The sequence below is a fragment of the Vibrio sp. B183 genome (assembly GCF_000740665.1).
Lineage (GTDB): Bacteria > Pseudomonadota > Gammaproteobacteria > Enterobacterales > Vibrionaceae > Vibrio > Vibrio coralliilyticus.
Genome location: NZ_JPQB01000010.1, coordinates 187,656 through 212,914, shown reverse-complemented (window position 1 = coordinate 212,914; position 25,259 = coordinate 187,656). Strand labels below are relative to the sequence as shown.

Here is a 25,259-nt window from a genome sequence, read left to right as displayed (position 1 = left end):
TCGCCGCCGGAATTTTGATTAGACCTACAAATTTAAGGAGTATCCAGCGGTGAAAATGCTGACCAAAAAGCTCAGTGTCGGGGCTATTTCCGTTGCACTTTTCGGTTGTGGCGGAGGAAATGAATCTGACCCAAAACTGACTTCAAATGAGACGCCTGCGACAGGCAACTCTGGCTCAGTATTATCTGGTGTGGTACTCGATGGTTATCTTCACAAAGCGAATGTTTGTCTGGATAAAAACAACAACGCGGTCTGTGACAGTGGGGATGGCACAACGGTTCAGACGGACCAGTTGGGTCAGTACACATTGCCTTTTGAGGGTAACGTCGAAAATTACAAGTTGCTAGTGGAAGCCATTGCCAATGTGACGGTTGACATGGACAACCCAAACCAAGCTGTCACTCAGGACTTTACTTTGGAAACGCCATCATCACAACCGAGCATCATCAGCCCAATGACGTCGATGGTTGCCAGCCTAGCAACCAGCTCTGGGGTAACGTTTGATGAGGCGGCAGAAAGCCTTGCTAATGAGCTGAATGTTTCCGCTGATGTGCTTAAGTCTGACTATGCGGCAGATACCACTCAGGAAAGCCGAGAAATACACATGCTGGCGCGCGGGATTACCCGAGTCTTGCAGTCTGCGCAGGAAAGCTCCGTCAATGACGGTGTCAGTCAGGAAGTGGCGAGAAAAGGCTCGATTCAAAGGTTGGCGAATTTAGACGCCGCGCAATTAAAGCTTCGTACCGATCAGTTATCTCATGGTGCGAGCAATACGGAAGAAGCGTTAGCTCAGATCGGTTCTGATTACTATGAGCACCTTAAAATTAAGCCAGAAGACTTAGATGGCGACAATATTCTGACCAGACCGAGAGCGCCACGCGGTGGAGTCGTCAATGACGCGGCTGACACGTTTGATTGGCAATTTGTTCCGGGTTTCACAGAGGTTAACGCTTACGAATTCTCGTTAGATAGAGGCCAAAGTTGGCAAGTGGTAACGTCAAAGCCCATTAATGTCGGTGCTCCAGCAAGAAATGTTGGTGATGTTCAGGTACGTATCATGGCAAAGCCAGCGAGATCTTTGGCATCAGGCATGGCACTTCTATCGACTAAAGCGTTCACGGCGACGCTTGTACCTGCCGCTCCGACATCTTTGACACTCAATGACGCTGACAATGGCTTTGACTGGCAACACTCGGCAGATTTTCAGCTCATCGCTCACTATGAGTACACACTGGATGGTGGAAAAAATTGGCACGATGTAGTGAGCAAACCACAAAACATCGCTGATATTGCGATTCCAGTCGGAGACTTAAAGCTCAGAGTTAAAGCTGACCAAAGTTCAGGTCGTCCTGCTGGACTGGTGGTGAAATCAGAGACCGCGATGACGGTCACTCCTGATGCGCCCGTCGCTCCGGTTTTAATCTCTGCGAATGATGACTCAGATATCCTGGCTTGGGAAAACGTGTCTGGTTTCGGTAACGCCGCTGATTATGAAATCAATCTCGGCAGCGGATGGCAAGATGCGTCAGCAAACCCTTACCAAATTGGCAATGTAAACATTCCAGCCAACACCATTCAACTGAGAGTGAAAGCGAACCCGATTGATGGCCGCCCGGCTGGTAAAAGTCTGGTGGTGAGCAGCGCGTTCAACAAAGTGTTGAACAAGCCTGTTGCACCGACGCTTCCTGTCATCAACGATGCTGACAACCTTCTGAACTGGACGAACGTTGACGGTTATCCGAACGCGGAGCAATACGAATACTCACTTGATAGTGGAATCAGCTATCGCCCTGTAACATCAAAGCCTCAGGCTATTCCTGATGAAGTATTCAAAGTGGGACAAGTCTGTGTACGTATCAAAGCATCAGACGATGATGCTGTCGGTGAAAACTTGTGCTCAGACAAGGTATTCACTGTCACTCCAAGTACGCCAAGTGCGCCGACGAATGGGCTGGTTAATGATGCGTTAAACACGTTCACTTGGGATTGGGTCGATGGTTTTAATTCGGATAGTGATTATGAGTATCGCGTCGACGGTGCAGCTTGGGCAACCGTTCAGAGCAAACCTCTTCAACTTGAGGACAAAGTTTATGCCGTTGGTAGTTTAGAGGTCCGTGTTAAGTATGATCCCGTCACAGGACGCCTTGCTAGTCCTGCTTTGTCAAACACTAAGGCTCTGACAAAGCAACCGGATGCGCCAGCAGCGCCAACAGGTGTGGTGGTGGATGACACCGCTGATACCTTGGACTGGACCTTTGTCACTGGCTTTACCTCATTGTCCGACTATGAGTGGTCAATGAATCAGGGAACTGATTGGGCTCCAGTGCTAGAAAAGCCTTTAGTAGTGGGCGATGTCGCAAAAAGTATCGGTCATGTTCAAGTACGTGTTCGTGCTAATAGTGAAAACGGCATGCCACCGGGCGCGCAAGCCAGTAATGACACTGTATTCACAGAGCTGCCAAAATTACCTGCACTGACAGGTGGAAACATCGTTGTAGGGAGTGACCAAGCCAACACCAAGTACCCCAACTTAATCTCTTGGAACTTCCTCTCGACCACCATTGCGGATAAAGCCGTCACCTTTGATAAGCCTGAGTATTATGAATTTACAGTCGACCAAGGTGCTAGCTGGAAACCTGTTACATCGGTTCCTCAGTTTATCGGTACACAGGCTTATGAGAAGAGTAACGTCGGCCTGCGTGTTAAAAAGAGCGTATTCCCAGGTTTGGAACACCCGGCGAGTGAGATTCTTTGGGCATCTAGTTTGGAAGGTAAGTTTGTTGCGATTCAGTATCTTCCGATGGTGTCAATGCTGCAAGTACCAAGTTATGCGGATTACAATGGCTGGGTAGGTAGCAATGTTAAATGTATCGCTGAATATGATACTGAAGGTAAAGGTACACCTATCTTCTGGTCAACTGCTGTTTCTATCTCGACTTCAGATGAAGTAATGAGCGTGATATCTGAACTAAACAACTGCGGTATCAGTCAATGGACTTTGCCTACAGCTGAGGAAGTTGCATTACTGTCGAAGAGAAACAGTGATTCTTTGCCTTCAACAGTGCGAGGCAACATGATCAGTGATGCTTCTTCATCCATTTGGGCCAACAAGTCCGGCGTACCCGTGACCTATGCAAAAGGTATAGAAAAAGAGCCTAGCATGCTTCTCAACTATGCTTATGCAAAATGGGAAACCATATCTAGCGATAGGTTGCTCGCTGACTCAATCACTCAGTTAGCTAGTGCAGAAAAGCTATTATCTGACCAAAATACCTTAACGACAGAGTCTGAGAATTTTTTATCTAACTGGTTTACTGCACTCAAGAATCAAACCAAAACATCTCGAATATTACTTACTGACGCTTCAGATCAACTGGAGACTGTGAACAAGGCCATCATGCCATCCAGTTCTCAATTAGTGCAATTTGAATCAGTGTTAAAAGATTTTAAACTACAGTCCAACTTCTTGCGCTACAACACTGATACGGAGAGCATTAGTTTCCTGGTCAACGTAAAAAGGCTTGAGACTAAGCTTTCTACCATTCGTGAAAACATAAATGCTTTAGTCGTAACAAAAGAGCTTCTGCAAGCCGCAAAACAAATAGCGAAAATACATACACTAGATAGTGAGCTTGTTTCTGAAAAAGATCGTTTATTGGCAGCAAGTCTAGGCAGTGATATTCATTCTTCGTCATTGGCATTGAGCGATTTAGTCGCTCAAATGGAAAGTGAAATCCAATCACTTGCGATTTTGAAGCAACTATTAGATACGAATTTAGCGGCTCTTCCGGATCGCTTTAAGACACTTGGTTTGTTAATTACTCCTCTTACGGAGGAAGTTGCACACGCTTCTTCACTTCAGGATATTTCGGCTCTGAAAGTCACAATTGTAGACGGATTAAATCGAGCGCATGACGCTGGGTATGTTGTCAGTCAGGGTGAAGCGACCGTATTGGGACGGTTTGCCAAGTTGGACTCACTTGGTCGTTTCTTGCCGGCAAGTGCGACATACGCTCAGGGCTGGCGTTGTGTATTGGATGTGAGTTCTGGTGATAAGAAGAGAACATGGACTCTACTACAAGATGGCCAAACTGGTGGTGTTGACCACGTCTCTTTCAATGCCGAAGGAGCTGATATAAAAAGTCTACTAGGCGCTGGTGGTTACTTAGAAGCGAGAAACAATAGTTCTCTTTGCGGATTCAGTGACTGGCAGGTGCCGAGTTTACCTCAGTTAAAAGGATTGGCGACAGCTACCATGCTAGATGGTAAAGAGGCGACTTTAGATCTGGCGGCATTTCCCCATCATCCTACTAATCAAGACCAGAAAACGGCCACATTTTACTACTGGTCAGGTGTTGAATACAGTGCTGACAAGCAGTTGGCTTATCACTATTCCAGTCAAGCGAGCATAGGTAAGACGGAGAGCTTCTCACACAGCCATTACTCAGACCAAGATGTCACGTTAGCGCGTTTAGTTCGTGAAACGGTTCAACAGGTTAACTGGACCTATCTCGCGAACAATGGCGATATTGTGCAAAGTAGAGAACAGGCATCGTGTGCAAAAAATGATTCTACTGGGGAAGTCTGGCAGTTGTTTGATACCAATGATGGGGGGGCTCGCCAAGTTGATTACGCACTTTACAGCGAAAGGTTAAACCTTCAAAACTCTGAAAAAGTTTGCGGCTTAAGCAACTGGCGGTTGCCATCTGTCGATGAACTATCAAGCTTGATGCCACTAGATGAAACTGTATTCGCACACAGCATAGTAGAAGGCTCTTACGGCGGCACAGTCTCCATTTATTTGAACAACCTAACAACTTCAAATTATTACGATTATCTAGATTTAAAATCAGGTGAGCAAGGACGGAAAGAAAGAAGCTCTCACGAGTTCTTTAAAGATTACCTATACCGATTTATCTCAAAATAATAATAACTTTCAGCCCTTTTATTGGGGCTGAACCTTCTCTTTTTCAGGAGTCTATTCATGTTAAATAAAAATAAGCAACGTGGCGCAGCTGCGATTGAATACGCGATTTTGGCAGCGGCAATGTCTGTTGTTCTTCTTTCATTTGTTGGGGGCAGTGATGGCAAGTTGACCAAAGCCATTGTAGGTGCCTATGAGACAGTGATCGAATCACTGGAGCAAACTCAGGATTCTGGTAACTAAACCGACAAGGCTGAAGGAATAATCATGACGGCTAAGCGATTGATGATGTTGTCTATCTTACTGTCTAGCGTAGGCATAGGATTGTTGCTGCTTGGGCAAGATAACTCAGAACATCAGACGAAAGAGCAACCTGAGCAAGTGTTCCAGCGAGTGCTGGTTTCGGGTCAGGATATCGGTGTCGGCGATGTCTACACACCCAATATGTTTCGTTGGCAATCTTTGAGTGAAGAGCAGCTTTCTGATTACGTCGACTACGTGACGGAAGATGAGATCACTTCCATTAACCTGGCGAGTGGTATTGCACATATTGCAATTAAGCAAGGGCAAGTTATCGCTGCGGCTGACTTGATACCACCACAGGGTGGGGCTTCATTAGCCTTGAAAGTCAGAGTAGGGTATAGAGCGGTATCGGTGCCTGTTGATCAGGTAACTGCCAATTCTGGCTTTGTTCAACCGGGTGATAAGGTCGATATTTTACTGCTGGGTTCTAAGGTCAGCGAGTTGAAGAAGTACGATAATGTGGTTGAAGGCCTTTACGTCAGCACTATTGCAACCAACGTTCGTATTCTTGCTTTCAATAATCTCTCATCATCTGAAGGGTTCCAGGAAAAGCGTCATGACTACGGGGCGAAAATACCGGATAACAGCTCTGTATCACTTGAAGTGACGCCAGAGCAGGCAACACAAATTGTGCTTGCTAATCAGTTAGGCCGCTTGACTCTTTCATTGCGTGGTTCGGGTGAAACAGACTTTTCATTACCGCAAAGCCATACCATCACAACGACTCAGCTGAATCCGGAAAGCAAACTAATTGCTCCGGACGTAGACCTGATTCAGTTACGACCAAACAGCGACAAAAACTAACAACTTCAGGACGAAACAATGAACACATTACTGCGCTGGTGGAGCTTGTTGCTGCTTCCCGGTTGGCTTTTTGCGCTTCCAGCATGGGCAAATGCCCTCGAAGTGAACATAAATGAAGCGAAAATGATTCGCCTGTCAGAAAAGGCAAAGTCGATTTTTATTTCCAATACACACATCGCGGACTACCAACCTATGACCAATACCAAAATCATGGTGTTTGGTATGCAGGCTGGCACTGCCACGATCACCGTTCTTAATGAACAGGAACGAGTGATTTACAGCAACAAAATTCGCGTGGTCCATGATACTCAGGAATTAGATGAACTAATCAAAGCCCAGTTCCCTGATGCTTCTGTGAATTCTGAGTCACTCGGTGGCAAGTTGTGGCTTAAAGGGTCTGTACCGACTCCGGCAATGGCGCACAGTATCGTTAATGTGGCGAAAGGGTATTTGTCTCCGATCGTCGCTCCGCAAGAGATCAATAACAATGACTCTTCAAAAAGCAGTAATTCATCGGAGAGTAACTCTGAAAACCAGCAAAACTCGAATGGTGACGAGCTGATTAACCAGTTGGTCGTGACGATGCCAACGCAAGTCAACATCCGTATTCGAATTGCAGAAGTCTCGCGCAATGTATCGAATAAACTCGGCATTAAGTGGGGCTCTCTGGTCACCAATGGCAGCACCGTTGAGAATACGGTCGGTAGCTTTCTTTACAATAAACCTTGGGATGTAAGTAGTTGGGGCAAACCTAACCTAAGTGCCTTGGTTGATGCGCTGGCTTCTACTGGTGATATGTCGATTCTGGCAGAGCCAAACCTGACCGCAATGTCTGGTGAAGAAGCCAACTTCCTAGTTGGTGGCGAAGTGCCAATTCCTCTGATTCAAGGGGACACTGCGACGGTTGAGTACAAACCATTTGGTGTCAATCTGAACTTCAAACCTGTTGTGCTTGGCCCAGATAGAATCAGCTTAAAGGTTGAGCCTGAGGTCAGCAGTGTGTCTGTTGATAATCAAGCGGTTTTAAATGGCAATGTGCTGCCTTCCTTCACGTCACGTAGAGCGTCAACAACGATTGAACTGGCTAGCGGGCAGAGCTTTGCTCTTGGCGGCTTACTGCAAAGTAGTGAAATTGAGCAGCTGCAAAAACTGCCGGGTATGGGGGATATTCCAATTCTAGGTGGTCTTTTCCGTTCCAACGAGTATCAACGCCGTGAAACAGAACTGATCATTATCGCTACCGCTTACCTTGTCGAGCCAACACGAAGCGATAACTTGCCGATTCCTACTGATGCTCTGATTCCACAAAGCGATTTGGAGAGACTACTGGCGCTGCCCGATGAGGATTTCGTCGGAACCAGTGGCAAAGCAACTTACACCGACAACCGCAAGCCTCGTTTACTGGGCGACAACGGATTTTACTACTGAGGTGCGCATGAAATTACAATCGTTACTTTTGCCTGTTTTGCTTGCCCTGAGTGGCTGTGCTTCTGATCAAATAGCGCGTCAACCTGCCATTGATGTGGTCTCCGTAACTAATAAGCTTACTCTTGCGGTTGAAAAGCCGTCGCTCACTCCACAGCAGCAACAAGATATCCGTTCGTTCATCGTTCAGCGCGGAAACCCTTATAGCCTAAGAGTGAAATTGGTGAGCTATTCACCTAAAGGGCAGTCTCAGATTCAGCCTATTTCAAACCTATTGCTCGGACAGGGGCTTGCCAAGCACCAGATTATGACGGAACGTGCGACCGGAACTCAATCTGGTGATGTGCAGGTCATCGTTGAGTCGTTCCGTGCCAAAGTACCTGGGTGTGGTACCGATAAATCACAGCCGGTCATCTTCAACCAATATAAAACGCATCAGGCATACGGGTGTAGTAATGCTGCGGCTTTAGCGCAAATGGTCGCTAACCCGAAGGATTTGGTTGTGGGTGAAAAGCTCGGTCCAACGAATGGTGCAAAAGCCGTCGCGGCCATTGATGCTTACGTCACTTCAGCAAACACCAATGAAAATAGTCAGGATAACGGCTCGGTGATTTCGATTAGTACGGGGGGCAACTAATGATGAAAAATCAGAACCTTTCAGTATTGGTGGCAAGCTCTCCGGCACTGGACAGCTATCATCTAAGCCTTGCATTCGCAGAGCAAGGGATCACTCAGCTTACTCAGGTTTCTTTAGAGCGTGAGCAGATCATCAAGCAGGCACTGATCAATAACCACAGCGTCATTGCGCTAGATGTGATTGGTTTGTCAGTCGAAGAGGCTCAAAGCCTTGTGAGTAATCTAGTTCATCGTACAGGCTGCAAGGTCATCACAATTGGTGATGATGAGAAGATCGCTTACTACCGCAGTTTGCTATCGGCTGGAGCTCTCGAATATTTGGTGAATCCTATTGCACCGGATGCGTTAGCGTCTCTCGATTTTGGTCACCATCTCAATGGAAACCAAAGTGGGAAACGTATCTCTGTGGTGGGTACTAAAGGTGGCGTTGGCACTTCCACTGTCGTTGCGAATCTCGCACGAATGATGAACAGTCGTGGCCAATCGACGGCAGTGGCTGACCTTGATTTTGCCTCAGGGGATCTTGACTTACACTTCGATGTTCAAGGCAATACCGCTTTGGTTGAAATGTTGCAGTACCCAGAGCGCCTTGAGCCAGTAGTCTTTGAACGAAGTGGCATTACGGTTCAGCCAGACTTAACCTTGTTCACGGGCTATTTACCTTTGGATACTGACCCGTTTTGGCCGGACAAAAACGCGTTAGAACATTTCAGCAAATACTGTCTGGAGCACGCCGATAATCTCATCTTTGATATTCCCTCGTTCTCTCTAAGAGATCAGGTCGGTATGAGCGTGCTAAAAAGTGCAGATGTGCGTGTTATTGTCGTTGAGCCAACCTTGTCGTCAATTCGTAATGCTGGGCAAATCTTTAGCTTCCTTTCTGCTGGGGCAGAAGCTGGCCTCGCTAAGGAAAACCTCTTAGTCGTCAATCACACCAAATCGAACAAAGCTTCCTTAATTGCATTGAATGATGTTCACCGTGCATTGGGTGTTGATATTGATGTTTCAGTGCCTTTTGCACCGAATCACTTCTTAGCTAAAGAGTCGTTGGGGCAGTCTGCCATCAAAGGGAACCGTAAGGTCAGCCAAGCGTTTTCTGACTTAGCGGATAAAGTTGAAGGCACACCGCAATCACGCTCATTCAGATTCTGGAAGCGAGGGGCGTAATGTTTAAGTCGACAAGAGCGAAAGAGCCATTAGCGATAAATCACGCACACAGTGCCGTAGCAGCGCAATCGGATCCTATTCGTGAACATTATCATCTGATCCACTCTCAGGTGGTGAATGCGATTGAAGCCAGCGTTGTCATCAAGCTGAGTCCTCAGGAATTAGAAGCGAGGATTTTACTGCTGGTGACGGACGTGGTTGCGACTCATCAGCTACCGCTGGGCAATCGTGAAGTCGCGTTAGTGGTCAAACAGCTGGTAGATGAGCTATTAGGTTTGGGGCCGCTGCAACCATTGATCGACGACCCTATGGTAAGTGACATCATGGTGAATGGACCCAATGAGGTTTACATCGAGAAGTTGGGTAAATTGCAAAAGACGGCGGTCGAGTTTCGCAGCGAAGAGCAGCTGCTCAACCTAGCTCGTCGAATCGTGAGCAAAGTTGGCCGTCGAATCGATGAAAGTTCACCACTGGTTGATGCGCGTTTAGAAGACGGCAGCAGGGTCAATGTCATGATCCCTCCGCTTGCATTGGATGGCACGTGTATTTCAATCCGTAAGTTCAATCAGGAAAAACTGTCTCTCAATCAGCTGGCGCAAAATGGCGCCATGTCAGACAGCATGGTGCGTTTACTGGACATCATTGTTCGTTGTCGGTTGAACGTCTTGATTGCAGGTGGAACCGGTGCAGGTAAAACGACGCTGCTTAACGCGATGTCATTCAGTATTTCGCCTCATGAACGGATTATCACCATTGAAGATGCCGCAGAACTTCAGCTTCAACAGCCGCACGTGGTTCGAGCTGAAACCAGACCCGCAAACGCAGAAGGGTTAGCTGCTGTCAGTCAGCGAGAGCTGGTTAAGAATGCGTTAAGGATGCGCCCTGATCGCATCATCCTTGGAGAGGTGCGTGGTGACGAAGCCTTTGAAATGATGCAGGCCATGAACACTGGCCACGAAGGTTCTTTGTCGACCTTACACGCGAACTCTTCGTTAGATGCATTGGTTCGAATTGAAAACATGCTGATGATGGCGCAATCCACCTTGCCATTGTTTGCATTACGTCGACAAGTGGCTGATACGATTGATGTGGTGGTTCAGGTAGAGAGAATGCGTGATGGCAAGCGTCGTGTCGTTGCTATCACAGAGGTTATCGGCTTGGAAGGTGAGCAATATGTCACCAACGATCTCTACCGCTTTGAGGTTCAGGGCGAAGATCATCAGGGTCAACTGCTGGACAAGTACATGAGTGCCAGAAGCTTGCCTGCTTTTGCATCCAAAGCGCAATATTACCAACTTGATAGCCAATTACGTTCGGCCATGGAGCTCGACTTATGATCCTTGCTCTGGTCGTGATTTGGTGCCTGACCGTAGCGATTTCCCTTCATTACTACAGCCAGCGTCGTAATGTGAAGCGACGTTTGTCGAAGTACGTCCCTGATGCGGGCACGAGTCATTTGAGCTCAATTATTAAATCGCGCCAGTCTGGCGGGAGAGTGCGCGAGTTCTTGTATCGTACTGATGCCTTGTTGCCAAGTCAGGACAAGCTACTGCTTGCTTTGTCAGCATTCGCTTTACCGCTTGGCACGATATTCTGGCTGCAAGCGCTGGCATGGTATTGGCAAACCGCTGTTGTTTTAGTGTGTTTTGGTGTCTTGTTCTGCACGCTGTTTGTTGTGCGTCGTAAAAAGCAAATTGAAGAGTTTGATACCAATATCGTTCAGGTGTTGGGTCTTGTTAGTCGTGCGGTGTCCGCCGGACTTTCTGTTCCTCAAGCCATCGAACAAGTGGCGAACTCTCAAACAGGGTTATTAGGGCGGGAATTTGCGCTTATTACAGACAATTTGGCGTTAGGTATTTCGCTGCGTCAAACACTTGATGAAGCCTGTACTCGCCTTCCTTACCGTACTTTTCGTTATTTTTCCGTCGCTCTGATTCTTAATCAGAGTAACGGTGGCCAGTTGAGGGAGATCCTCCACAATCTGAGCCGTACCATGCATGACAATCGAGCCATGCTCAAGAAGGTAAAAAGTATGACCGCGGAACCGAGAATGACGGCAAAATTTCTTTCATTGCTGCCTTTGTTACTGGTGGCCGTTGTTGCGTGGATTGATGTGTCATTGTTCGAGTTACTGGTCTACACCGAAAGCGGTCAATCGATTCTGATTTACTGTGCAGCCAGCATTGCTTTTGGCGGCTTCACGCTCCACTCGCTGACAAAAAATAGGAAGTTCTCATGATATCTATGATTGCGACCTTACTGATTGTGGTGGGCGTCATTAGCTCCGTGGTTTGCTTTCAGCTTGCACGTCAGCAGGATGTTATCCATCGACGCTTGAAACAGGTCAGTATTTCGACACTGCATACTCGCTCACTAGGCGAAAAATGGCGATGGAAGTCGAACCCTGCTCGTCAAAAACAATTGGCATTACTTGGCTTTAGCCAAAATCATGCAGAAACCCAGTTTGTGTTGATTCGCTTTGTCTTGATGCTTTGCGGCGCTAGCTTGTGGCATTTTGGTCGCTCTTTAGGCTGGTCGGCGGCGGATATTGCTCAAGATATAGCGGTGGCAATCGCTTTTGGTATTGCGGTTGATCGACTGCTCGAATGGCGTGTTAACCAGATTCGTCAGGAAATCTCCAAAGTGGCACCCGATGCACTCGATCTGATGGTGGTCTGCGTCGCTTCTGGACTGACACTGGAAAACACTTTCCGTGTTGTTGGTGAAGAAATGACGTCAGTTTCTCCGGCCTTAGCCCGAGAATGGGCACTGACTGCAACGGAAATGTCAGTGCTGGATTCTCCGCAGCAAGCTTTGCTCAATCTGGATCAGAGATTGGAATTGCCAGATATCAACAACATGGTTGTGACCATGTCTCAAGCGCTTCAGTTTGGTACGCCTCTCTCGCAGGCACTGAGCCTGATTGCGTCTGATAGTCGTCAATACCAGTTGCTCGATCTCGAAGAATGGGTAGGAAAAATTCCAGCCAAAATGTCTTTCCCACTTGTGGTGTTCATCATGCTTCCAGTGGTGGTCATGATTGTCGCCCCTGTTGTTCTCAGCCTGTTTAATACCTTGGACACATTATGATTAAACCATTTCTCTCAGCCTGCTTTTGTCTATTGGTTTTTGGTTGTCAGTCTACAGACAGTCAGGTTGAGCAATCCGATTTTCAACTGGCGGAAACAGCACTGACAAACGGTCATGCGGATAATGCGCTTAGCATCTATAAGCAGAAACTGGAGATGACTCCAGATGATCCCCAGCTTTTGTTTCTGGCGGGCAGTGCCAGTAATCAAGCCGCTCGTTACGATGAAGCGCTGCATTATCTCAAAAAGGGCAGTGCACTTAAGCCCTCCCCACAGTTTGATCGTGAATTAGGTCGCGCGCACTTAGCATTAGGAAATGTTCGTTTAGCGACGGAATCACTGCGCAGAGCGGTGGAAGGAAACGAGAAAGACGAAGTGGCGCTAAACAGTCTTGGTGTGAGTTACTCACTGCAAAAAAACTATACGGATGCTCGTGATGCATTTCAGCAGGCGATTAACATTAGGCCGGACAGTTTAGAGTACCGAAACAACCTCGCGCTGAGCTGGATGCTAGATGGTCAGCCAGGTCAAAGTATTCGGATTCTTTACCCAATTTACCAACGCGGAGAAGCGACAACTAAGCTGCGGCTTAATCTAGCATTATCTTATGCGTTGCAAGGTGAGGTCGATGCTGCACGAACGATCGCGATGGGCGATCTGACCAAAGCGGAGTTAGAGAACAACTTAGCGTATTACCAGCATCTTGCTGAGCTGGGAGCTAGCGCATGGTGATGAAGCGTCATTCTGGGAGCCAGACGATAGAGTTTGCAATGGTAATTGTTCCCCTGATGATTGTGCTACTGGCGGCATTTGAATTTGCTCGCCTGATGTGGGTCACCATGATCTTTGAATCTGCCGTCAATGCTGCGGTTAGGGATGTAAGAACGCTGCCACCTTCCACGACATTAGACGGTCAAATCCGCGATCGCATCGCCTCGTTTCCATTACTCGATCTAGAGAAGATCGACATTGACCCTCCACGTTATAGCGATAGCGTTCAGTCTTTAGCATTGGGGGGAACGACCACGTCTCTAACTGCGGTGATGGCCGAGTACCACATTCGATATCGCTTTACCTTTTTATTGGTGCCAGCCCTGTCTGAAACGTTTCCTTCAGTGGCGTTTTTAAGTCGAACCGTATTGGTGAGTCATGATGCGTAGTGTTTCAAAGCAAAATGGCGCAACCGTGATCGAGTTTCCGTTTGTTGTGCTCGGAATTCTAACCATCGTTTTGGGGCTGTTCGCAGTGTACAAGCTGCTCTACCTTCAAAGTCGTGTCGATAGTACGGCGTATTCGATGGCGAGCGCTGCTGCAAGAGCGTTAGTGCCACAAGGTAGCGCTAAAGCCTATGACGATGCGAGCGCTAATGAACTGTTGAGTGTCGCACAGCGTTCTTTACCCTCAGGCTTCGAAGCAGAGCGTATCGGACTGGTGCTTGAAATTCGAACCGTGACTGCTGGGCGCACAGAGCTTGTCACCCAAAAAGCAGGCAGTGACTGCGAGGTAGAACAAACGATAGATTCTCTGTCTACACTCGCTCCAGTTAGCCGTAGCTCGGTCGCCTCGTTAAGTGGTAAAACTGCGAGCCTATATCAGGTAACGCTTTGTGTCTCTGAGCCGTTGGAGTCGGATAGTGCCATTTTCAATTGGCTGCCGTTACCGCTTCCAACATCCATGCGCAGCCAAGCTGCCATGATAGGGAGGCGCTACAGTGCTTAAGCAACACACAGGCTCCGTCTCCTTATCCTTCTTAGCTCTGCTGATTCCTTTGGTGGTGCTGTCTGCTGCGACCATCATGATTGGTTTTCAGGTACAACTGAGCAGCCGTGCGATGCAAGCCGTAGACGCGGCTTCCTTGGCGTGTGCATTTGCCGACTACTCCGATCCTAGCGTTAATCAGGCGTATTTGGAGTATTACCAGCCCAACGTAAAACTGGTGAAAAGCGAGATATACAGTGCTTCAGGCTGTGAGCTGAACATGGGGTATCAGCTGACAGGGCTATTCTCATCATTGAAATTTGCACAGGCCTCGTATTCAGCACAATCAGGTTCCGTGGAGCAAGCGCACGTCAATCAGTCGGCCAGTGTGACCCCAACGGAAATGACTTTAGTGTTGGACATTTCCAGCTCCATGACAGGGTCAATCGACACATTAAAGAGCATCCTTACTCGAGCAATAGAACGCATTGAACAAGACAATGTACAAATCGATGGAAGGCGAGCAATTAGCATCTCTATCGTGCCTTTTTCTGATGGGGTATCTGCTCGCAATGCCGCTTGGCTGGATGACAAAGGCGTCTTCTGTATTGATGGATTAACCAAAGAATCTGGCGGCTCTGTATTGGTGAATGAAACCGTTCAAAACCTAGACCGAATCCATTCTGAAAAGGCGGTTAGTCATCGTGCACCGGACGAGTTTCTCGCAGATTGCAGTGCCTCAGCCACCCTTGTCCCGCTTACCGACAATATGAGCGAAGTGAAAACAGCAATTAATGCCCTGACTACGACAGGTGGCACCCGCTCGTATCAAGGGGTTATCTGGGGGGCTCGTCAACTGATTCCAAGATGGCGCCAAGAATGGGGATATAACCCTTATTCGCTCGCACCTAAGCAAAAGCTGGTTCTGATGACTGACGGGGCGGACGGCGGTTATGTGTTGGATGACCTGATTGACGCTGGCCTTTGTGACCGTTTAGCCAATGAATTTGCTATTGAGCTCAATTTTATTGGTTTCAATGTCCAAGACAGCCGCCTAGCTCAGTTTCAGAGCTGTATCAACGCCGCAAATACAGACGGAATCAAGGGGCAGGTTTTCTCTGCAACCAACACCGAGAAACTCGATGAGTATTTTTCAAAGATATTAGAAGTTCAGTATGACACCACGCTTAACTTCGGACAGAAATAAAACAACAAAATTATGGAGAAAATAATGATTAAACAATGGGTTGTGCTATTCGCCTTATGTGCTTCTTTCTCGGCATCTGCGTTTAAAGAAGGAGATACCATCACAGATTCAGCGTCAACGGGGCTCAAGCTGGATCAAAGCCAGTTAACGATAGTGGATTTCTTTGCGGAGTGGTGTGTTTCATGTCGTCATGAGCTGCCTTTGGTTAATCAGCTCTATAGTGAGCTGGAAGGGACAGGCGTTACGGTTGTCGGCGTGGATGTCGATGAAGAGGTCGAAGTTGGCCTTGAGTTTCAAAAGTCGTTAGGTTTGACCTTTCCTGTCGTCAACGATCCAAAGCAACAGTTGATCGCCGAGTTCAAGCCGATTGGTATGCCAGCGCTCTACTACATCTATCAGGGCCAAGTACTCAAAGTTCGGTTTGGCGCCATCAACGATATCCGTAACGTTATTCTCACTGATCTGGCTGATATGGGAGTGCAGCTATGAAGCCAGTCGTTCTTGTATTTGCTCTCTGCTTTCCGGCGCTGAGCGTTGCTGCACCCAAAGTGGATTTAAGTCAGTTAGGGAAAAAACCTTCCCAAGCTACGGAAACATCTGTCAGTGGTTCCAGCATTGAAGAAGAGGTGATTTCTGGTCAGGTCTACACCAGTGGCAGTTCTGAAATCGGTGCTCGTCGCAACGTTGAATTAGTCAAACCTCAGGCTAAAGATTTAACGCTGAATAAGCCAAAAGCCGTCGCAAATGAAAAGTCGGCACTCGCTTTTGTCGACGAAGCATTGGGTATTGAACCTGTTAAGCCGTGGGAAAAAGGCACGCTGGCTAAGAAAGAGATGAAACCCGGAGGGCCGGTGCCTGAGTTCGACTTGTTTTCGGAGAAAGTCTTCTCATACAAGCAAGGTTCAGTGGGTGGCAGTGGCGTCGGTGGCGGCGGCTGTGGTTGTAACTAAATACTAAAAATAAATCAGAATGAAAAAACTACCTTTAACGTTGCTTAGTGCAGCGGCAGTGGCGAATAGTGCGCTGGCAGAAGACCATATCTCTGTTCACTATCTAAATTACGAAGAGTACGACGATAAAGTGGAAGCAGGCGACAGCGTTGTTTCTATCGAAAAGAGTTTTGGTCTCGATTGGACCATCAATCTTGAATTGGGCTACGACACCGTTTCTGGTGCGTCACCGTCTTGGGGGCCAACCACTCCAATTGGCAGTGCAGCGGATGCGGTAAACCGTGCGACGAAAACCCAACAAGCTCAAAATATGACGGATCAGGTGATCCGCGCTGGCTATGATCCCCACAGCAGTGGCTACAAAATTCAGAAATATGAGCTGGAAGATACCCGTAAATCGATCAATGGCAGCGCGACTTACCGAGACGAGCTGCGTAACGAGTGGACTTTCGGCGCTAACTTTTCCAAAGAAGAGGATTACCGTAGCATTGGTTTAAATGGCAAAGGGCTGATTTACGCAGACGCACAGAAAAACCGCTCGTACAGCTTAGGATTCTCTACCCTGTTTGATGAAACGATGACGTTTGGCAAATATCAAACTTCGACCAATCCACAATCTTGGGAAGACATATTTACAGGGAATGTTGAGGCAGGGCTTTCACAAACCTTCTCGCCAAATTACTACATGGTCTTCACCAGCTATGCGGGTTATCGTTCTGGTTATCTTAGCAATCACTATCTGACGGTGTTGCGTGAGGTGGATATTGATGGCGATGGTTCGATTGGTACTGACGAAGTCTTTCTTGGTCAGGATTCACGCCCGGATACTCGTTTGTCAGGTGGCGTGAATATTCAGGCGTTCTGGTCAATGTCCGAGAATCTAGTGGTTCGTCCTCGTTACAAATGGTTCCAGGACGACTGGGGTGTAGCCTCTCATCAGCTTGGCGGCAAACTTTCTTGGACGGTCAACAGTTGGCTGACGTTAGCTCCGGGTTACTTCTGGTATACCCAAAGCGCCGCCGACTTCTACCGTGATCCTAATGGTAGCGATCCTACTTTTGCTTCATCGGGTTATGCGACCTCTGATTTACGTCTTGGTGATTTTACGGCCAATGCGTATGAATTAGGTGCAAGCTTTAAAGTACACAAGAAACTACGCTTCAATCTGCTTGGCGCTTATTACGAGCAGTCCAATGGTTTTGAAGCTCAGTGGTGGGCAGTAGGGGCAACCTATGAGTTTTAATCCGCCGTTTGTTCACCGATTTCAGGCGATGACGGTTCCTTGTGAAGTTCAGTTGTATCACTCAGAGAAAGCCGCAGATATAGCGGCTTTGATTGAGTCTAATACTCTGAGATTAGAGCAGAAATTTAACTTTTATGATTCTCAATCTTGGCTCAATCAGCAAGTGAATCAACGTCTGTCATCATCTGTGGTTTTGGATGATGAAAGCTATGCTGTGTTTGAAGTTATGAAGCGCTTGGTTGACGGCACGAAAGGAGTGTTTGACCCTACGGTCGGTACTGTGAAGTCAATGATGGCCAGCACGCCTAAATTGGACAGAAGTGCGGCTTATGAAGGTGCTAAAGCGTTTATGGGCGTTGATGCTTGGTCTCTATCAGATAAAACGCTCTCTATCCCCCACGCAGAGACTCAATTTGACTTGGGTGGAGTGATTAAAGAGTTTGCGGTCGATCAGGCGGTGATGATCGTAGAGAAATTTTGTGTTTCTTCTGCGCTGGTGAATTTTGGTGGAGACATTCGAGCGCTTGGCACTAAGCCAGATGGTTCACCTTTCAATGTGGCGGTGCTTAATCCGAAGAATAAGCATGAGCCATTTTTCTCATTGCCACTGGCTGATGCCGCTTTGACGACATCCGCTCATTACGAGCGAAGTTTCCAATTTGGTGATGAGGAAAGCTCACACATATTGTCGCAACGTGGAACACATCCCCAAGTGCTCTCTGTCAGCGTCTTAGCTCCAACGACACTGGAAGCGGGCGCCCTCAGTACGGCATTGACATTAGAGCCGACTTTACCAGTTCCTGAACAAGTCGGCGTTGTATTTATCGACGATCAATTAGCTATTCATCAAGATACGGAGTTTGTAGCGTGATCAGAATTTTCATCCTGCCATTATTACTGCTTATCTCTGCCTTTACGTCCGCGCAGGATCCTGACTTTTTGCCCGTAGAAGAGGCATTTCCTTATCAGTGGTCGGTCAGTGAACAAGGTGTGCAGATCCATTTCGCGACTCAGCCTGAATATTATCTCTATAAAGGCCGATTTAAGTTTTCAGCAGATAGCGGCGTTGAGTTGACTGACCCTCAATTTTCTTCACTGGGCAAACAGAAACAAGACAAGTACTTTGGCGAAGTCGTCGTTTTCGATAAGCCAGTAACCGTGCTGGTGCCTTATGGTGGCGAAGGTCAACTAAAGGTTCGTTATCAAGGTTGCTCAGAAAAAGGTCTGTGCTACTTACCTCAGACGATCAAACTCGATTTGCCCGCCAATACACTGAATGACGGCAGCCCCTCCATTTGGGATAAAGTTGGCGGCTTGGCAGAAGACACGGCGGGCCTGTCTGAGCTATTAGGCAGTGCGTCCACAACTCAGGCTCTCCTCATCTTCTTCCTACTTGGGTTAGGGCTGTCACTGACACCCTGTGTGTTGCCCATGGTGCCTATTTTGTCGAGCATCATTGGTGGTGACGCAAAAATGACAGGCCGAAAAGGTCTAGTTTTGTCAACGTCCTATGTGTTGGGTATGGCTTCCAGTTATGCGCTAACGGGGATATTAGTCACGACGTTGGCTAAAGGTGTTAACCTGCAAGCGGCGATGCAGCAACCTTGGTTGCTATCGATATTTGCGGTGGTGTTTGTCCTGCTTGCTTTAGCGATGTTTGGCTTTTACGAGCTGCAATTGCCGGCTTCCATTCAACAGAAACTTAATGCAAGCTCAGACAGACTAGGCGGCGGCAAAATGGCAAGCGTGTTTGTGATGGGCGCTGTGTCTGCGTTGGTGGTGTCACCTTGTGTGAGTGCGCCATTGGCTGGGGCGTTACTCTATGTTTCCACCACGCAAGATTGGGTCTTGGGTGGCGTAACCCTGTTTGTGATGGCATTAGGTATGGGTGTGCCACTGATTCTGATTGGCATGAGTGGCGGTAAATTGCTCCCCAAAAGCGGCCCTTGGATGATTGCCGTGAAGCAACTGTTTGGTGTGTTGCTGCTGGCGGTCGCGGTTGTGTTGTTAAGTCGTTTTATTCCAAGTTGGCTGACGATGCTCATGTGGGCGGTACTTGCCATTGGAGGCGGCATTCATTTTGGTGCGCTGGATTCAGCACAACCAGGTTGGGCGAGAACCCGTAAACTGGCCGCATTTATGTCTCTGTTCTATGGATTGATTCTATTTGTCGGCATGTTGACAGGATCAAACGATCCTCTTAAACCACTTAATGTTGCGCAGGTTTCATCAGACAAACCATCCACAGTTTTACCATTTGAGAAAGTCAGCTCTGTTGAAGTCTTGGATCAACAATTAGTACTCGCGAAACAGCAGGGTAAACCGGTACTGATTGACCTTTATGCCGACTGGTGTGTCTCGTGTAAGGTCATTGAGAAAGAAGTGTTTGGCGATCAATCGGTACAAAAGCAGTTTGCTGACTGGAATACGATTAAGTTTGATGTCACAGAGAGTACCCCTGAGCAGATGGCGTGGCTGGCAGAGCGTAATGTGTTTGGTCCACCGGCGGTATTTTTCTTTGATACCAAAGGTGCTGAAATCGCTCAGCAGAGAATTGTCGGAGCCACAGGGCTTGAGCATTTTCAATCTGTGATGACCCAATTGCAGTAATTAACAGAAGGCGGCATTTATGTCGCCTTTATCTTATGCACGTTAGGAGCGTGCTAGCCAAGACATTGCTGTCGAATCTGGCTACTATACTTATGAGCAAAGAATAACCAATCAGGCAATGATGGCACATGGAAGGCGTCGTAGATCTTAATCGTTGGCAAAAAGAACACATCAGAACGCAGCAAGAGTTACTTCATCTCTATGCTGAAGTCCGGGCTTTTTATTTGAGTGAGCCATTTTCTGGCTACAACGTTCGGATGAAAAGGCTAAAGATCCTCAAGCAAGCTTTACTTGAACACAAGGAAGAGTTGGTTGAGGCTCTGCAAAAGGACTATGGTGCACGCAGCCGTTTCGACAGCATGATTTGCGATATCCTACCCGCGGTCTCTCACATCAATTACACCATCAAGCACCTGAAAAAGTGGATGAAACCAAGTCGACGTAAAGCGGGCTTGTTGCTGTCTCCTTCTTCAATCACAGTCGAGTATCAACCGCTAGGTGTGGTCGGAGTTATTGTCCCTTGGAACTTTCCAATAGTGCTGAGCATTGCACCTATCGTGACGGCGATTGCGGCGGGAAACCGAGTCATGGTTAAGCTGAGTGAGCATACCCATCATACCAATCAGGTACTCAGCCAGATCTTGTCTTGCTTAGACCGACACATTTACCCCATTGAGGGCGAAGCGGATATCGCCAGCTATTTTTCTCAGCTCCCCTTTGATCATCTTATCTTTACGGGGTCGACGCCAGTAGGGAGGCTAGTCGCTCAGGCTGCGGCGAAAAACCTTACCCCTGTGACGTTGGAGCTCGGTGGTAAATCACCTGTCGTGATTGATAATGACATTGATCTTCGCGCAGCGGTTGATGCCGTGTTACTTGGCAAATCAGTCAATGCCGGGCAAATTTGTGTTGCACCAGACTATGTTCTGCTGCCCCAAGGAAAAGAGCTGTTATTCATCAACCTGTATCTGAAACGTTATAAGGCACTGTATATAGAAGACGATAAAGCGCCAACGGTAACCCACATCATCAACGAACGGCAGTTTGATCGTCTTCACGCGATGTTAGCGGACGCAAAAGACCAAGGTGCCGGCATTTATACCATAGAGGACGTGACGTTGGATGGGCGTCAGATGCTGCCGCATTTGATTACGGGGGTTACAGAAAATATGCAGGTGATGCAGGAAGAGATATTTGGTCCACTGCTACCTGTGATTGGCTACCGCCATCTGAATGAGGCGCTCAATTACATTAACGTTAAACCAAGACCGCTGGCTTTGTATCTGATGTCGACAGATCGCATCCTGCAGAGACAAATCATCGAGCAGACCCACAGTGGCGGTGTTGCGATTAACGATACTCTGTTACATGTGGCGGCTGAAGATGCACCGTTTGGCGGGATAGGGGAATCTGGCATTGGTCACTATCATGGCTTCGAAGGTTTTCAGACTTTTTCTAAAGCAAAAACCGTTTTGAGTTCCCCAGCTTGGCTGCCAAGAAGCCGGATTCTTTTGCGCTTCAGAAATTTGGCTGAAAAAGTCTTAGGGCGACTATTTATCCGCTAGCGAGTATCGAAGTAGTGCTTCACAAAGCTGATGAATTCTCGTAGCCGCTTAGGCTGAAAACGATCTCTATGATAGATGGCCGAAAAATCGACGCTCGGAATTCCCCAGTGATCAAATACTTCGACCAGTTCTGCTCGTGCTAGTTCTTCTTCACAGTAAATCATCGGCACTCGTATGATGCCGTTGCCATTGAGCGCGCCTTTTACCAGTACACGGCCATTTTTGCACTGCATGTGGCCATTGACTAACACATCGTAGTGTTGCGTATCCGCTGTATTTTCAAAGCTCCACCTTTTGACTGAACCCGTTAAGCAATGATGCTGAACAAGCTCTTTAGGGTGGTTAGGCTGACCATATCGTTTTAGGTAGCCAGGGCTGGCTAGAGTCCCCATTTTGATATCAAGCAGCTTTCGAGCGACGAATCCTGAGTCTTCAAGTCTGCCCATGCGAAAGGCTATATCGAAGTCATCTTCAATCAAATCCACCCGATGACTGCTGAAGTCTAGATTGATGCTGACATCGGGGTGCACATGCATAAACTCCGTCGCAATTTGAGCGATCAGCTCCTCCCCGAGATAGCCGCCCACGCAATTGATCTTTATTTCGCCTTGTACCTTTTCTACGTCATCCACTGCAGCCAATAACGCCTGATCAATATTATGCAGCGCTTTCTCACATTGCTGGTAAAAGGCTTTCCCTGCTTCAGTGAGCTTGAGCGTGCGGGTGGTTCGGATCAGTAATGTCACGCCCATTTGATTTTCAAGGCTGCTTATCTGGCGTGATACGTGAGAGCGCGACACATCCAGCGCTTCTGCAGCTTTAGTAAAGTTCCCCAATTGTGCGATGAGGACAAAAGAGCGAATGTCAGCGAGATTAATCCGGTTGAGCACAGTCGATATCCAATCAAATCTAATTCTGTTTATTGTTGCACTACAGCAACAGTGTTTCAACTGGAGTGATATATATCAACAAAAACGATTTACGTAATATACCTCCATCGCAGCGAAACAGAGCTACTACTGAACAACTACAGAGGAAATAAAGATGAAAAAACTAATCGTAATCACAGGTGCAAGTTCTGGTATTGGTGAAGCAATTGCTCGTCGTCTAAGCAACGAAGGTCATCCTCTGCTTCTGCTTGCTCGTCGTGTTGAGCGTCTTGAAGCACTAGATCTGCCAAACACATTATGTGAAAAAGTGGACGTGACAGACAAAGCGTCATTTGAAGCAGCGATTGCAAAAGCAGAGGCGCAATTTGGCCCGGTTGATGGCTTAGTGAACAACGCTGGCGTTATGTTGTTAGGTCAGATTGATACTCAAGACGCGACTGAATGGAAACGCATGTTTGATGTCAACGTACTTGGTTTACTGAATGGTATGCAATCTGTACTGGCACCTATGATGGAGCGCAACAGTGGCACGATTATCAATGTCAGCTCTATCGCGGGTAAGAAAACGTTCCCTAATCATGCAGCATACTGTGGTACTAAATTTGCCGTTCACGCCATTTCTGAAAATGTACGTGAAGAAGTGGCTGTGTCAAACGTACGTGTAACAACGATTGCTCCGGGTGCGGTAGAGACTGAACTGTTGTCTCACACGACTTCTCAGGAAATCAAAGATGGCTACGACGACTGGAAAGTGGACATGGGTGGTGTATTGGCAGCGGATGATGTGGCTCGTGCGGTCGAGTTTGCTTACAACCAACCTCAAAACGTGTGTATTCGTGAGATTGCGCTAGCGCCAACTAAGCAACAGCCATAATCACTTTATGATTTAAATTAGGTCAGCGAACGCTGGCCTTTTTTACTTTGCTAGTGGTATTTAGTGGGGTAAAAACGCCGACCCATGGGTCGGCGATTGTTATTCTAAACTTTAAAAAAGCCTAGCTGCTGTTTTTGTTTTTCAGCCAAAGTAGACAACTCATGACTGGCTGCGGCGGCTTGGGTAATCCCAGTTACGTTTTGGCTCACCAGTTCATAGATGTTACTTAAGTTGTTGTTGACGTCGGATGTGACTTGGCCTTGTTCCTCAGACGCAACGGCGACCTGAGCGTTGATGCTCGTCAATTCTGAAATTGATGCACTGATGTGACCGAGTGCCTCACTCACTTTGGCCGCTTGAGTTTGGTTTTGTTCGATCATTTCAAGGCTTGAGTTCATGCTGTCATTTGCAACACCAGACTGGCGCTGCAGATCTTCAATGATCACCTGAATCTCTTTTGTCGACTCCTGAGTTCGAGCTGCAAGCATTCTTACTTCATCTGCAACAACGGCAAAACCACGCCCGCTTTCCCCTGCGCGAGCCGCTTCAATCGCTGCATTCAGTGCGAGTAAGTTGGTTTGCTCTGAGATGCTTTCTATCACCTCAATGACCTTGCCAATTTGCTCCGACTGCTCTTTTAACGAGTTAACCACCCCAGCGGCTTGAGAAAGATGCTGAGCCATCTTTTCACTGGCGCGAGTATTTTGTTCAAATGTTTCTAAGCTTTCTCGCGCCAGCTTATCCGCATTAATGGAAGCGGAATCTGCGTTGTTGGCATTCTGAGTGACTTCCGTTGCGGTACTTTCCATTTGGTTAATCGCGGAGGCGACTTGCTCGACTTCATTTTTCTCTTGATCAGAGTTGGTGCTTGACTGAGTCATAACCGCCGCTAATTCAGTGGAAGCGGATGCAACATCAACACTGATTCGAACCAGTGAGTCGACCGTATTCTGTAGCTGCCCAACTGTGCTATTGAAGTCGCGAGACAGGGCAGAGATTTCATTGTTACCATCCTCTTCTACGGAAACCAACAAGTTGCCCTGTGCGAGCTCTTTCATTGCTTGCTGTAATTTCTTAATCGGTGTCACTATGATACCCGCCAGCATCCAGCTGATGGCTAGCGCTGCAGACAGAACCAATAAAAGACCGACAATACCGCTGTTCATCACGTTGGAGTGGATGGCCTCGTTAGCATGCACTCCATCAAGCGCCAATGTGTTGAGCTTTTTCGATAGCCTATCGATTGCCTGAACCATTTGGTTGCCTGCGGTGCGATAGTCTCCTGCTGCGCGATCATATTTTGCCTCGAACCCTGCTGGTGGGTTGTCGCTGCCGTGGCGAACGTTGAGCAAAGGGATCATCACGTTGATGGAGTAGTTCACGTAATGATCGATAGCGGTGTTCATATCAGCAATTTCTTGCTCTAAGCCTGCTACTGTGCTGAGAGAGCGAAGTAACTGACGGTTCACTTGTTGTTTGCTTTGCAAATGTGTCGCCAGCTGTTTTACATCTTCAGCGCGAAACAGGCTGTAGATGGCTTTGATTCGCATGCCGTAAGTATTATCGATGATCTGAGTCAGTTCATCTTTATGATTAACGAGGTTTTCTGTTGAGACGGTAACTTGATTGAAAGCATTTTTAAGACTGGTTGTGCTGTAACTTATCCCGACCACTAGTAGTAGCAATGTGAATATGACAGGAACCACTACCTGGAGCTTAATGGAAAGCCCACTAAGTAATTGGCGCATGAATTGTCCTCTTCTATATTGTTAGTGAGTTTTATGTTGTTATTTTTATAATTAGGAGGAATGATTCTAATTTGTCTCAGATATAATTCAATCTGGAAAATGATGATTTTATAAAATTATCCTTAA

The 25,259-nt window shown here is 47.4% G+C and carries 22 protein-coding genes; 20 read left to right on the top strand and 2 right to left on the bottom strand.

Annotation, left to right across the window (positions count from 1 at the left end; genetic code table 11):
* Positions 1 to 55 precede the first annotated feature (55 nt).
* The 19 genes from IX95_RS11905 (at position 56) to IX95_RS11815 (ending at position 21,621) form a co-directional block, all read left to right on the top strand.
* On the top strand, positions 56 to 4,927 hold the full coding sequence (locus IX95_RS11905) for a DUF1566 domain-containing protein (protein ID WP_051912563.1): 4,872 nt from the start codon (positions 56 to 58) through the stop codon (positions 4,925 to 4,927).
* A 57-nt stretch (positions 4,928 to 4,984) separates the two neighbouring features.
* Complete coding sequence (locus IX95_RS11900; RefSeq protein ID WP_006961609.1) at positions 4,985 to 5,167, top strand: Flp family type IVb pilin; 183 nt, start codon at positions 4,985 to 4,987, stop codon at positions 5,165 to 5,167.
* Between the two features lie 24 nt (positions 5,168 to 5,191).
* A complete protein-coding gene (gene cpaB, locus IX95_RS11895) occupies positions 5,192 to 6,031 on the top strand; it encodes a Flp pilus assembly protein CpaB (RefSeq protein WP_038160217.1) in 840 nt (279 codons plus the stop codon).
* Between the two features lie 18 nt (positions 6,032 to 6,049).
* A complete protein-coding gene (locus IX95_RS11890; RefSeq protein WP_038160214.1) occupies positions 6,050 to 7,459 on the top strand; it encodes a type II and III secretion system protein family protein in 1,410 nt (469 codons plus the stop codon).
* 7 nt (positions 7,460 to 7,466) lie between these two features.
* A complete protein-coding gene (locus tag IX95_RS11885; protein WP_038160211.1) occupies positions 7,467 to 8,093 on the top strand; it encodes a CpaD family pilus assembly lipoprotein in 627 nt (208 codons plus the stop codon).
* Positions 8,093 to 9,259: a P-loop NTPase gene (locus tag IX95_RS11880; RefSeq protein ID WP_171354606.1), complete on the top strand. Its 1,167-nt coding sequence runs from the start codon at positions 8,093 to 8,095 to the stop codon at positions 9,257 to 9,259. Before IX95_RS11885 ends, IX95_RS11880 begins: the two co-directional genes overlap by 1 nt.
* Positions 9,259 to 10,596, top strand: a complete 1,338-nt coding sequence (locus IX95_RS11875) for a CpaF family protein (RefSeq protein ID WP_038160208.1) — start codon at positions 9,259 to 9,261, stop codon at positions 10,594 to 10,596. The genes IX95_RS11880 and IX95_RS11875 overlap by 1 nt, the downstream gene beginning before the upstream one ends.
* Positions 10,593 to 11,498 (top strand): type II secretion system F family protein, encoded by a 906-nt coding sequence (locus IX95_RS11870; RefSeq protein ID WP_038160205.1) that lies wholly within the window; start codon positions 10,593 to 10,595, stop codon positions 11,496 to 11,498. The genes IX95_RS11875 and IX95_RS11870 overlap by 4 nt, the downstream gene beginning before the upstream one ends.
* Complete coding sequence (locus IX95_RS11865) at positions 11,495 to 12,349, top strand: type II secretion system F family protein (protein WP_038160203.1); 855 nt, start codon at positions 11,495 to 11,497, stop codon at positions 12,347 to 12,349. The genes IX95_RS11870 and IX95_RS11865 overlap by 4 nt, the downstream gene beginning before the upstream one ends.
* Positions 12,346 to 13,080 carry a tetratricopeptide repeat protein gene (locus IX95_RS11860; RefSeq protein WP_038160201.1) on the top strand — a complete coding sequence of 245 codons (735 nt, stop codon included), beginning with the start codon at positions 12,346 to 12,348 and terminating at the stop codon, positions 13,078 to 13,080. The genes IX95_RS11865 and IX95_RS11860 overlap by 4 nt, the downstream gene beginning before the upstream one ends.
* Complete coding sequence (locus IX95_RS11855) at positions 13,074 to 13,508, top strand: TadE/TadG family type IV pilus assembly protein (protein ID WP_038160197.1); 435 nt, start codon at positions 13,074 to 13,076, stop codon at positions 13,506 to 13,508. Before IX95_RS11860 ends, IX95_RS11855 begins: the two co-directional genes overlap by 7 nt.
* Entirely contained in the window at positions 13,498 to 14,067 is a 570-nt protein-coding gene (gene tadF, locus IX95_RS11850) for a tight adherence pilus pseudopilin TadF (RefSeq protein ID WP_235202623.1), read from the top strand. The genes IX95_RS11855 and tadF overlap by 11 nt, the downstream gene beginning before the upstream one ends.
* On the top strand, positions 14,060 to 15,253 hold the full coding sequence (locus IX95_RS11845; RefSeq protein WP_038160193.1) for a Tad domain-containing protein: 1,194 nt from the start codon (positions 14,060 to 14,062) through the stop codon (positions 15,251 to 15,253). Before tadF ends, IX95_RS11845 begins: the two co-directional genes overlap by 8 nt.
* Positions 15,254 to 15,277: 24 nt before the next feature.
* A complete protein-coding gene (locus IX95_RS11840) occupies positions 15,278 to 15,742 on the top strand; it encodes a TlpA family protein disulfide reductase (RefSeq protein WP_038160191.1) in 465 nt (154 codons plus the stop codon).
* Positions 15,739 to 16,203: a DUF4266 domain-containing protein gene (locus IX95_RS11835; RefSeq protein ID WP_019274265.1), complete on the top strand. Its 465-nt coding sequence runs from the start codon at positions 15,739 to 15,741 to the stop codon at positions 16,201 to 16,203. Before IX95_RS11840 ends, IX95_RS11835 begins: the two co-directional genes overlap by 4 nt.
* Positions 16,204 to 16,222: 19 nt before the next feature.
* Complete coding sequence (locus IX95_RS11830) at positions 16,223 to 17,446, top strand: DUF3570 domain-containing protein (protein WP_038160190.1); 1,224 nt, start codon at positions 16,223 to 16,225, stop codon at positions 17,444 to 17,446.
* Complete coding sequence (locus IX95_RS11825; RefSeq protein WP_038160188.1) at positions 17,436 to 18,317, top strand: FAD:protein FMN transferase; 882 nt, start codon at positions 17,436 to 17,438, stop codon at positions 18,315 to 18,317. Before IX95_RS11830 ends, IX95_RS11825 begins: the two co-directional genes overlap by 11 nt.
* Positions 18,317 to 20,056, top strand: coding sequence for a protein-disulfide reductase DsbD (gene dsbD, locus IX95_RS11820; RefSeq protein ID WP_038160495.1), 1,740 nt, complete (start codon positions 18,317 to 18,319; stop codon positions 20,054 to 20,056). Before IX95_RS11825 ends, dsbD begins: the two co-directional genes overlap by 1 nt.
* Before the next feature lie 128 nt (positions 20,057 to 20,184).
* Positions 20,185 to 21,621 carry a coniferyl aldehyde dehydrogenase gene (locus IX95_RS11815; protein ID WP_038160184.1) on the top strand — a complete coding sequence of 479 codons (1,437 nt, stop codon included), beginning with the start codon at positions 20,185 to 20,187 and terminating at the stop codon, positions 21,619 to 21,621.
* Here IX95_RS11815 and IX95_RS11810 read toward each other — a convergent pair.
* Positions 21,618 to 22,511 carry a LysR family transcriptional regulator gene (locus IX95_RS11810; RefSeq protein ID WP_038160182.1) on the bottom strand — a complete coding sequence of 298 codons (894 nt, stop codon included), beginning with the start codon at positions 22,509 to 22,511 and terminating at the stop codon, positions 21,618 to 21,620. The genes IX95_RS11815 and IX95_RS11810 overlap by 4 nt on opposite strands.
* 154 nt (positions 22,512 to 22,665) lie before the next feature.
* Between IX95_RS11810 and IX95_RS11805 the strand changes: the two genes are divergently transcribed.
* Positions 22,666 to 23,385: an SDR family oxidoreductase gene (locus IX95_RS11805; RefSeq protein ID WP_038160174.1), complete on the top strand. Its 720-nt coding sequence runs from the start codon at positions 22,666 to 22,668 to the stop codon at positions 23,383 to 23,385.
* Positions 23,386 to 23,489: 104 nt separating this feature from the next.
* On the opposite strand, the gene IX95_RS11800 is transcribed toward IX95_RS11805, so the two are convergent.
* Complete coding sequence (locus IX95_RS11800) at positions 23,490 to 25,133, bottom strand: methyl-accepting chemotaxis protein (protein WP_038160171.1); 1,644 nt, start codon at positions 25,131 to 25,133, stop codon at positions 23,490 to 23,492.
* Between the last annotated feature and the right edge of the window lie 126 nt (positions 25,134 to 25,259).

What these genes read in the sequence shown, in the direction of transcription:
- IX95_RS11875 (WP_038160208.1), top strand. Translation starts at nt 9,259, where the DNA reads ATGTTTAAGTCGACAAGAGCGAAAGAGCCATTAGCGATAAATCACGCA.
- IX95_RS11865 (WP_038160203.1), top strand. Translation starts at nt 11,495, where the DNA reads ATGATATCTATGATTGCGACCTTACTGATTGTGGTGGGCGTCATTAGC.
- IX95_RS11890 (WP_038160214.1), top strand. Translation starts at nt 6,050, where the DNA reads ATGAACACATTACTGCGCTGGTGGAGCTTGTTGCTGCTTCCCGGTTGG.
- IX95_RS11900 (WP_006961609.1), top strand. Translation starts at nt 4,985, where the DNA reads ATGTTAAATAAAAATAAGCAACGTGGCGCAGCTGCGATTGAATACGCG.
- IX95_RS11870 (WP_038160205.1), top strand. Translation starts at nt 10,593, where the DNA reads ATGATCCTTGCTCTGGTCGTGATTTGGTGCCTGACCGTAGCGATTTCC.
- IX95_RS11860 (WP_038160201.1), top strand. Translation starts at nt 12,346, where the DNA reads ATGATTAAACCATTTCTCTCAGCCTGCTTTTGTCTATTGGTTTTTGGT.
- IX95_RS11825 (WP_038160188.1), top strand. Translation starts at nt 17,436, where the DNA reads ATGAGTTTTAATCCGCCGTTTGTTCACCGATTTCAGGCGATGACGGTT.
- IX95_RS11880 (WP_171354606.1), top strand. Translation starts at nt 8,093, where the DNA reads ATGATGAAAAATCAGAACCTTTCAGTATTGGTGGCAAGCTCTCCGGCA.
- IX95_RS11855 (WP_038160197.1), top strand. Translation starts at nt 13,074, where the DNA reads ATGGTGATGAAGCGTCATTCTGGGAGCCAGACGATAGAGTTTGCAATG.
- IX95_RS11805 (WP_038160174.1), top strand. Translation starts at nt 22,666, where the DNA reads ATGAAAAAACTAATCGTAATCACAGGTGCAAGTTCTGGTATTGGTGAA.
- IX95_RS11905 (WP_051912563.1), top strand. Translation starts at nt 56, where the DNA reads ATGCTGACCAAAAAGCTCAGTGTCGGGGCTATTTCCGTTGCACTTTTC.
- IX95_RS11830 (WP_038160190.1), top strand. Translation starts at nt 16,223, where the DNA reads ATGAAAAAACTACCTTTAACGTTGCTTAGTGCAGCGGCAGTGGCGAAT.
- tadF (WP_235202623.1), top strand. Translation starts at nt 13,498, where the DNA reads ATGATGCGTAGTGTTTCAAAGCAAAATGGCGCAACCGTGATCGAGTTT.
- IX95_RS11835 (WP_019274265.1), top strand. Translation starts at nt 15,739, where the DNA reads ATGAAGCCAGTCGTTCTTGTATTTGCTCTCTGCTTTCCGGCGCTGAGC.
- cpaB (WP_038160217.1), top strand. Translation starts at nt 5,192, where the DNA reads ATGACGGCTAAGCGATTGATGATGTTGTCTATCTTACTGTCTAGCGTA.
- IX95_RS11840 (WP_038160191.1), top strand. Translation starts at nt 15,278, where the DNA reads ATGATTAAACAATGGGTTGTGCTATTCGCCTTATGTGCTTCTTTCTCG.
- IX95_RS11800 (WP_038160171.1), bottom strand. Translation starts at nt 25,133, where the DNA reads ATGCGCCAATTACTTAGTGGGCTTTCCATTAAGCTCCAGGTAGTGGTT.
- IX95_RS11885 (WP_038160211.1), top strand. Translation starts at nt 7,467, where the DNA reads ATGAAATTACAATCGTTACTTTTGCCTGTTTTGCTTGCCCTGAGTGGC.
- IX95_RS11815 (WP_038160184.1), top strand. Translation starts at nt 20,185, where the DNA reads ATGGAAGGCGTCGTAGATCTTAATCGTTGGCAAAAAGAACACATCAGA.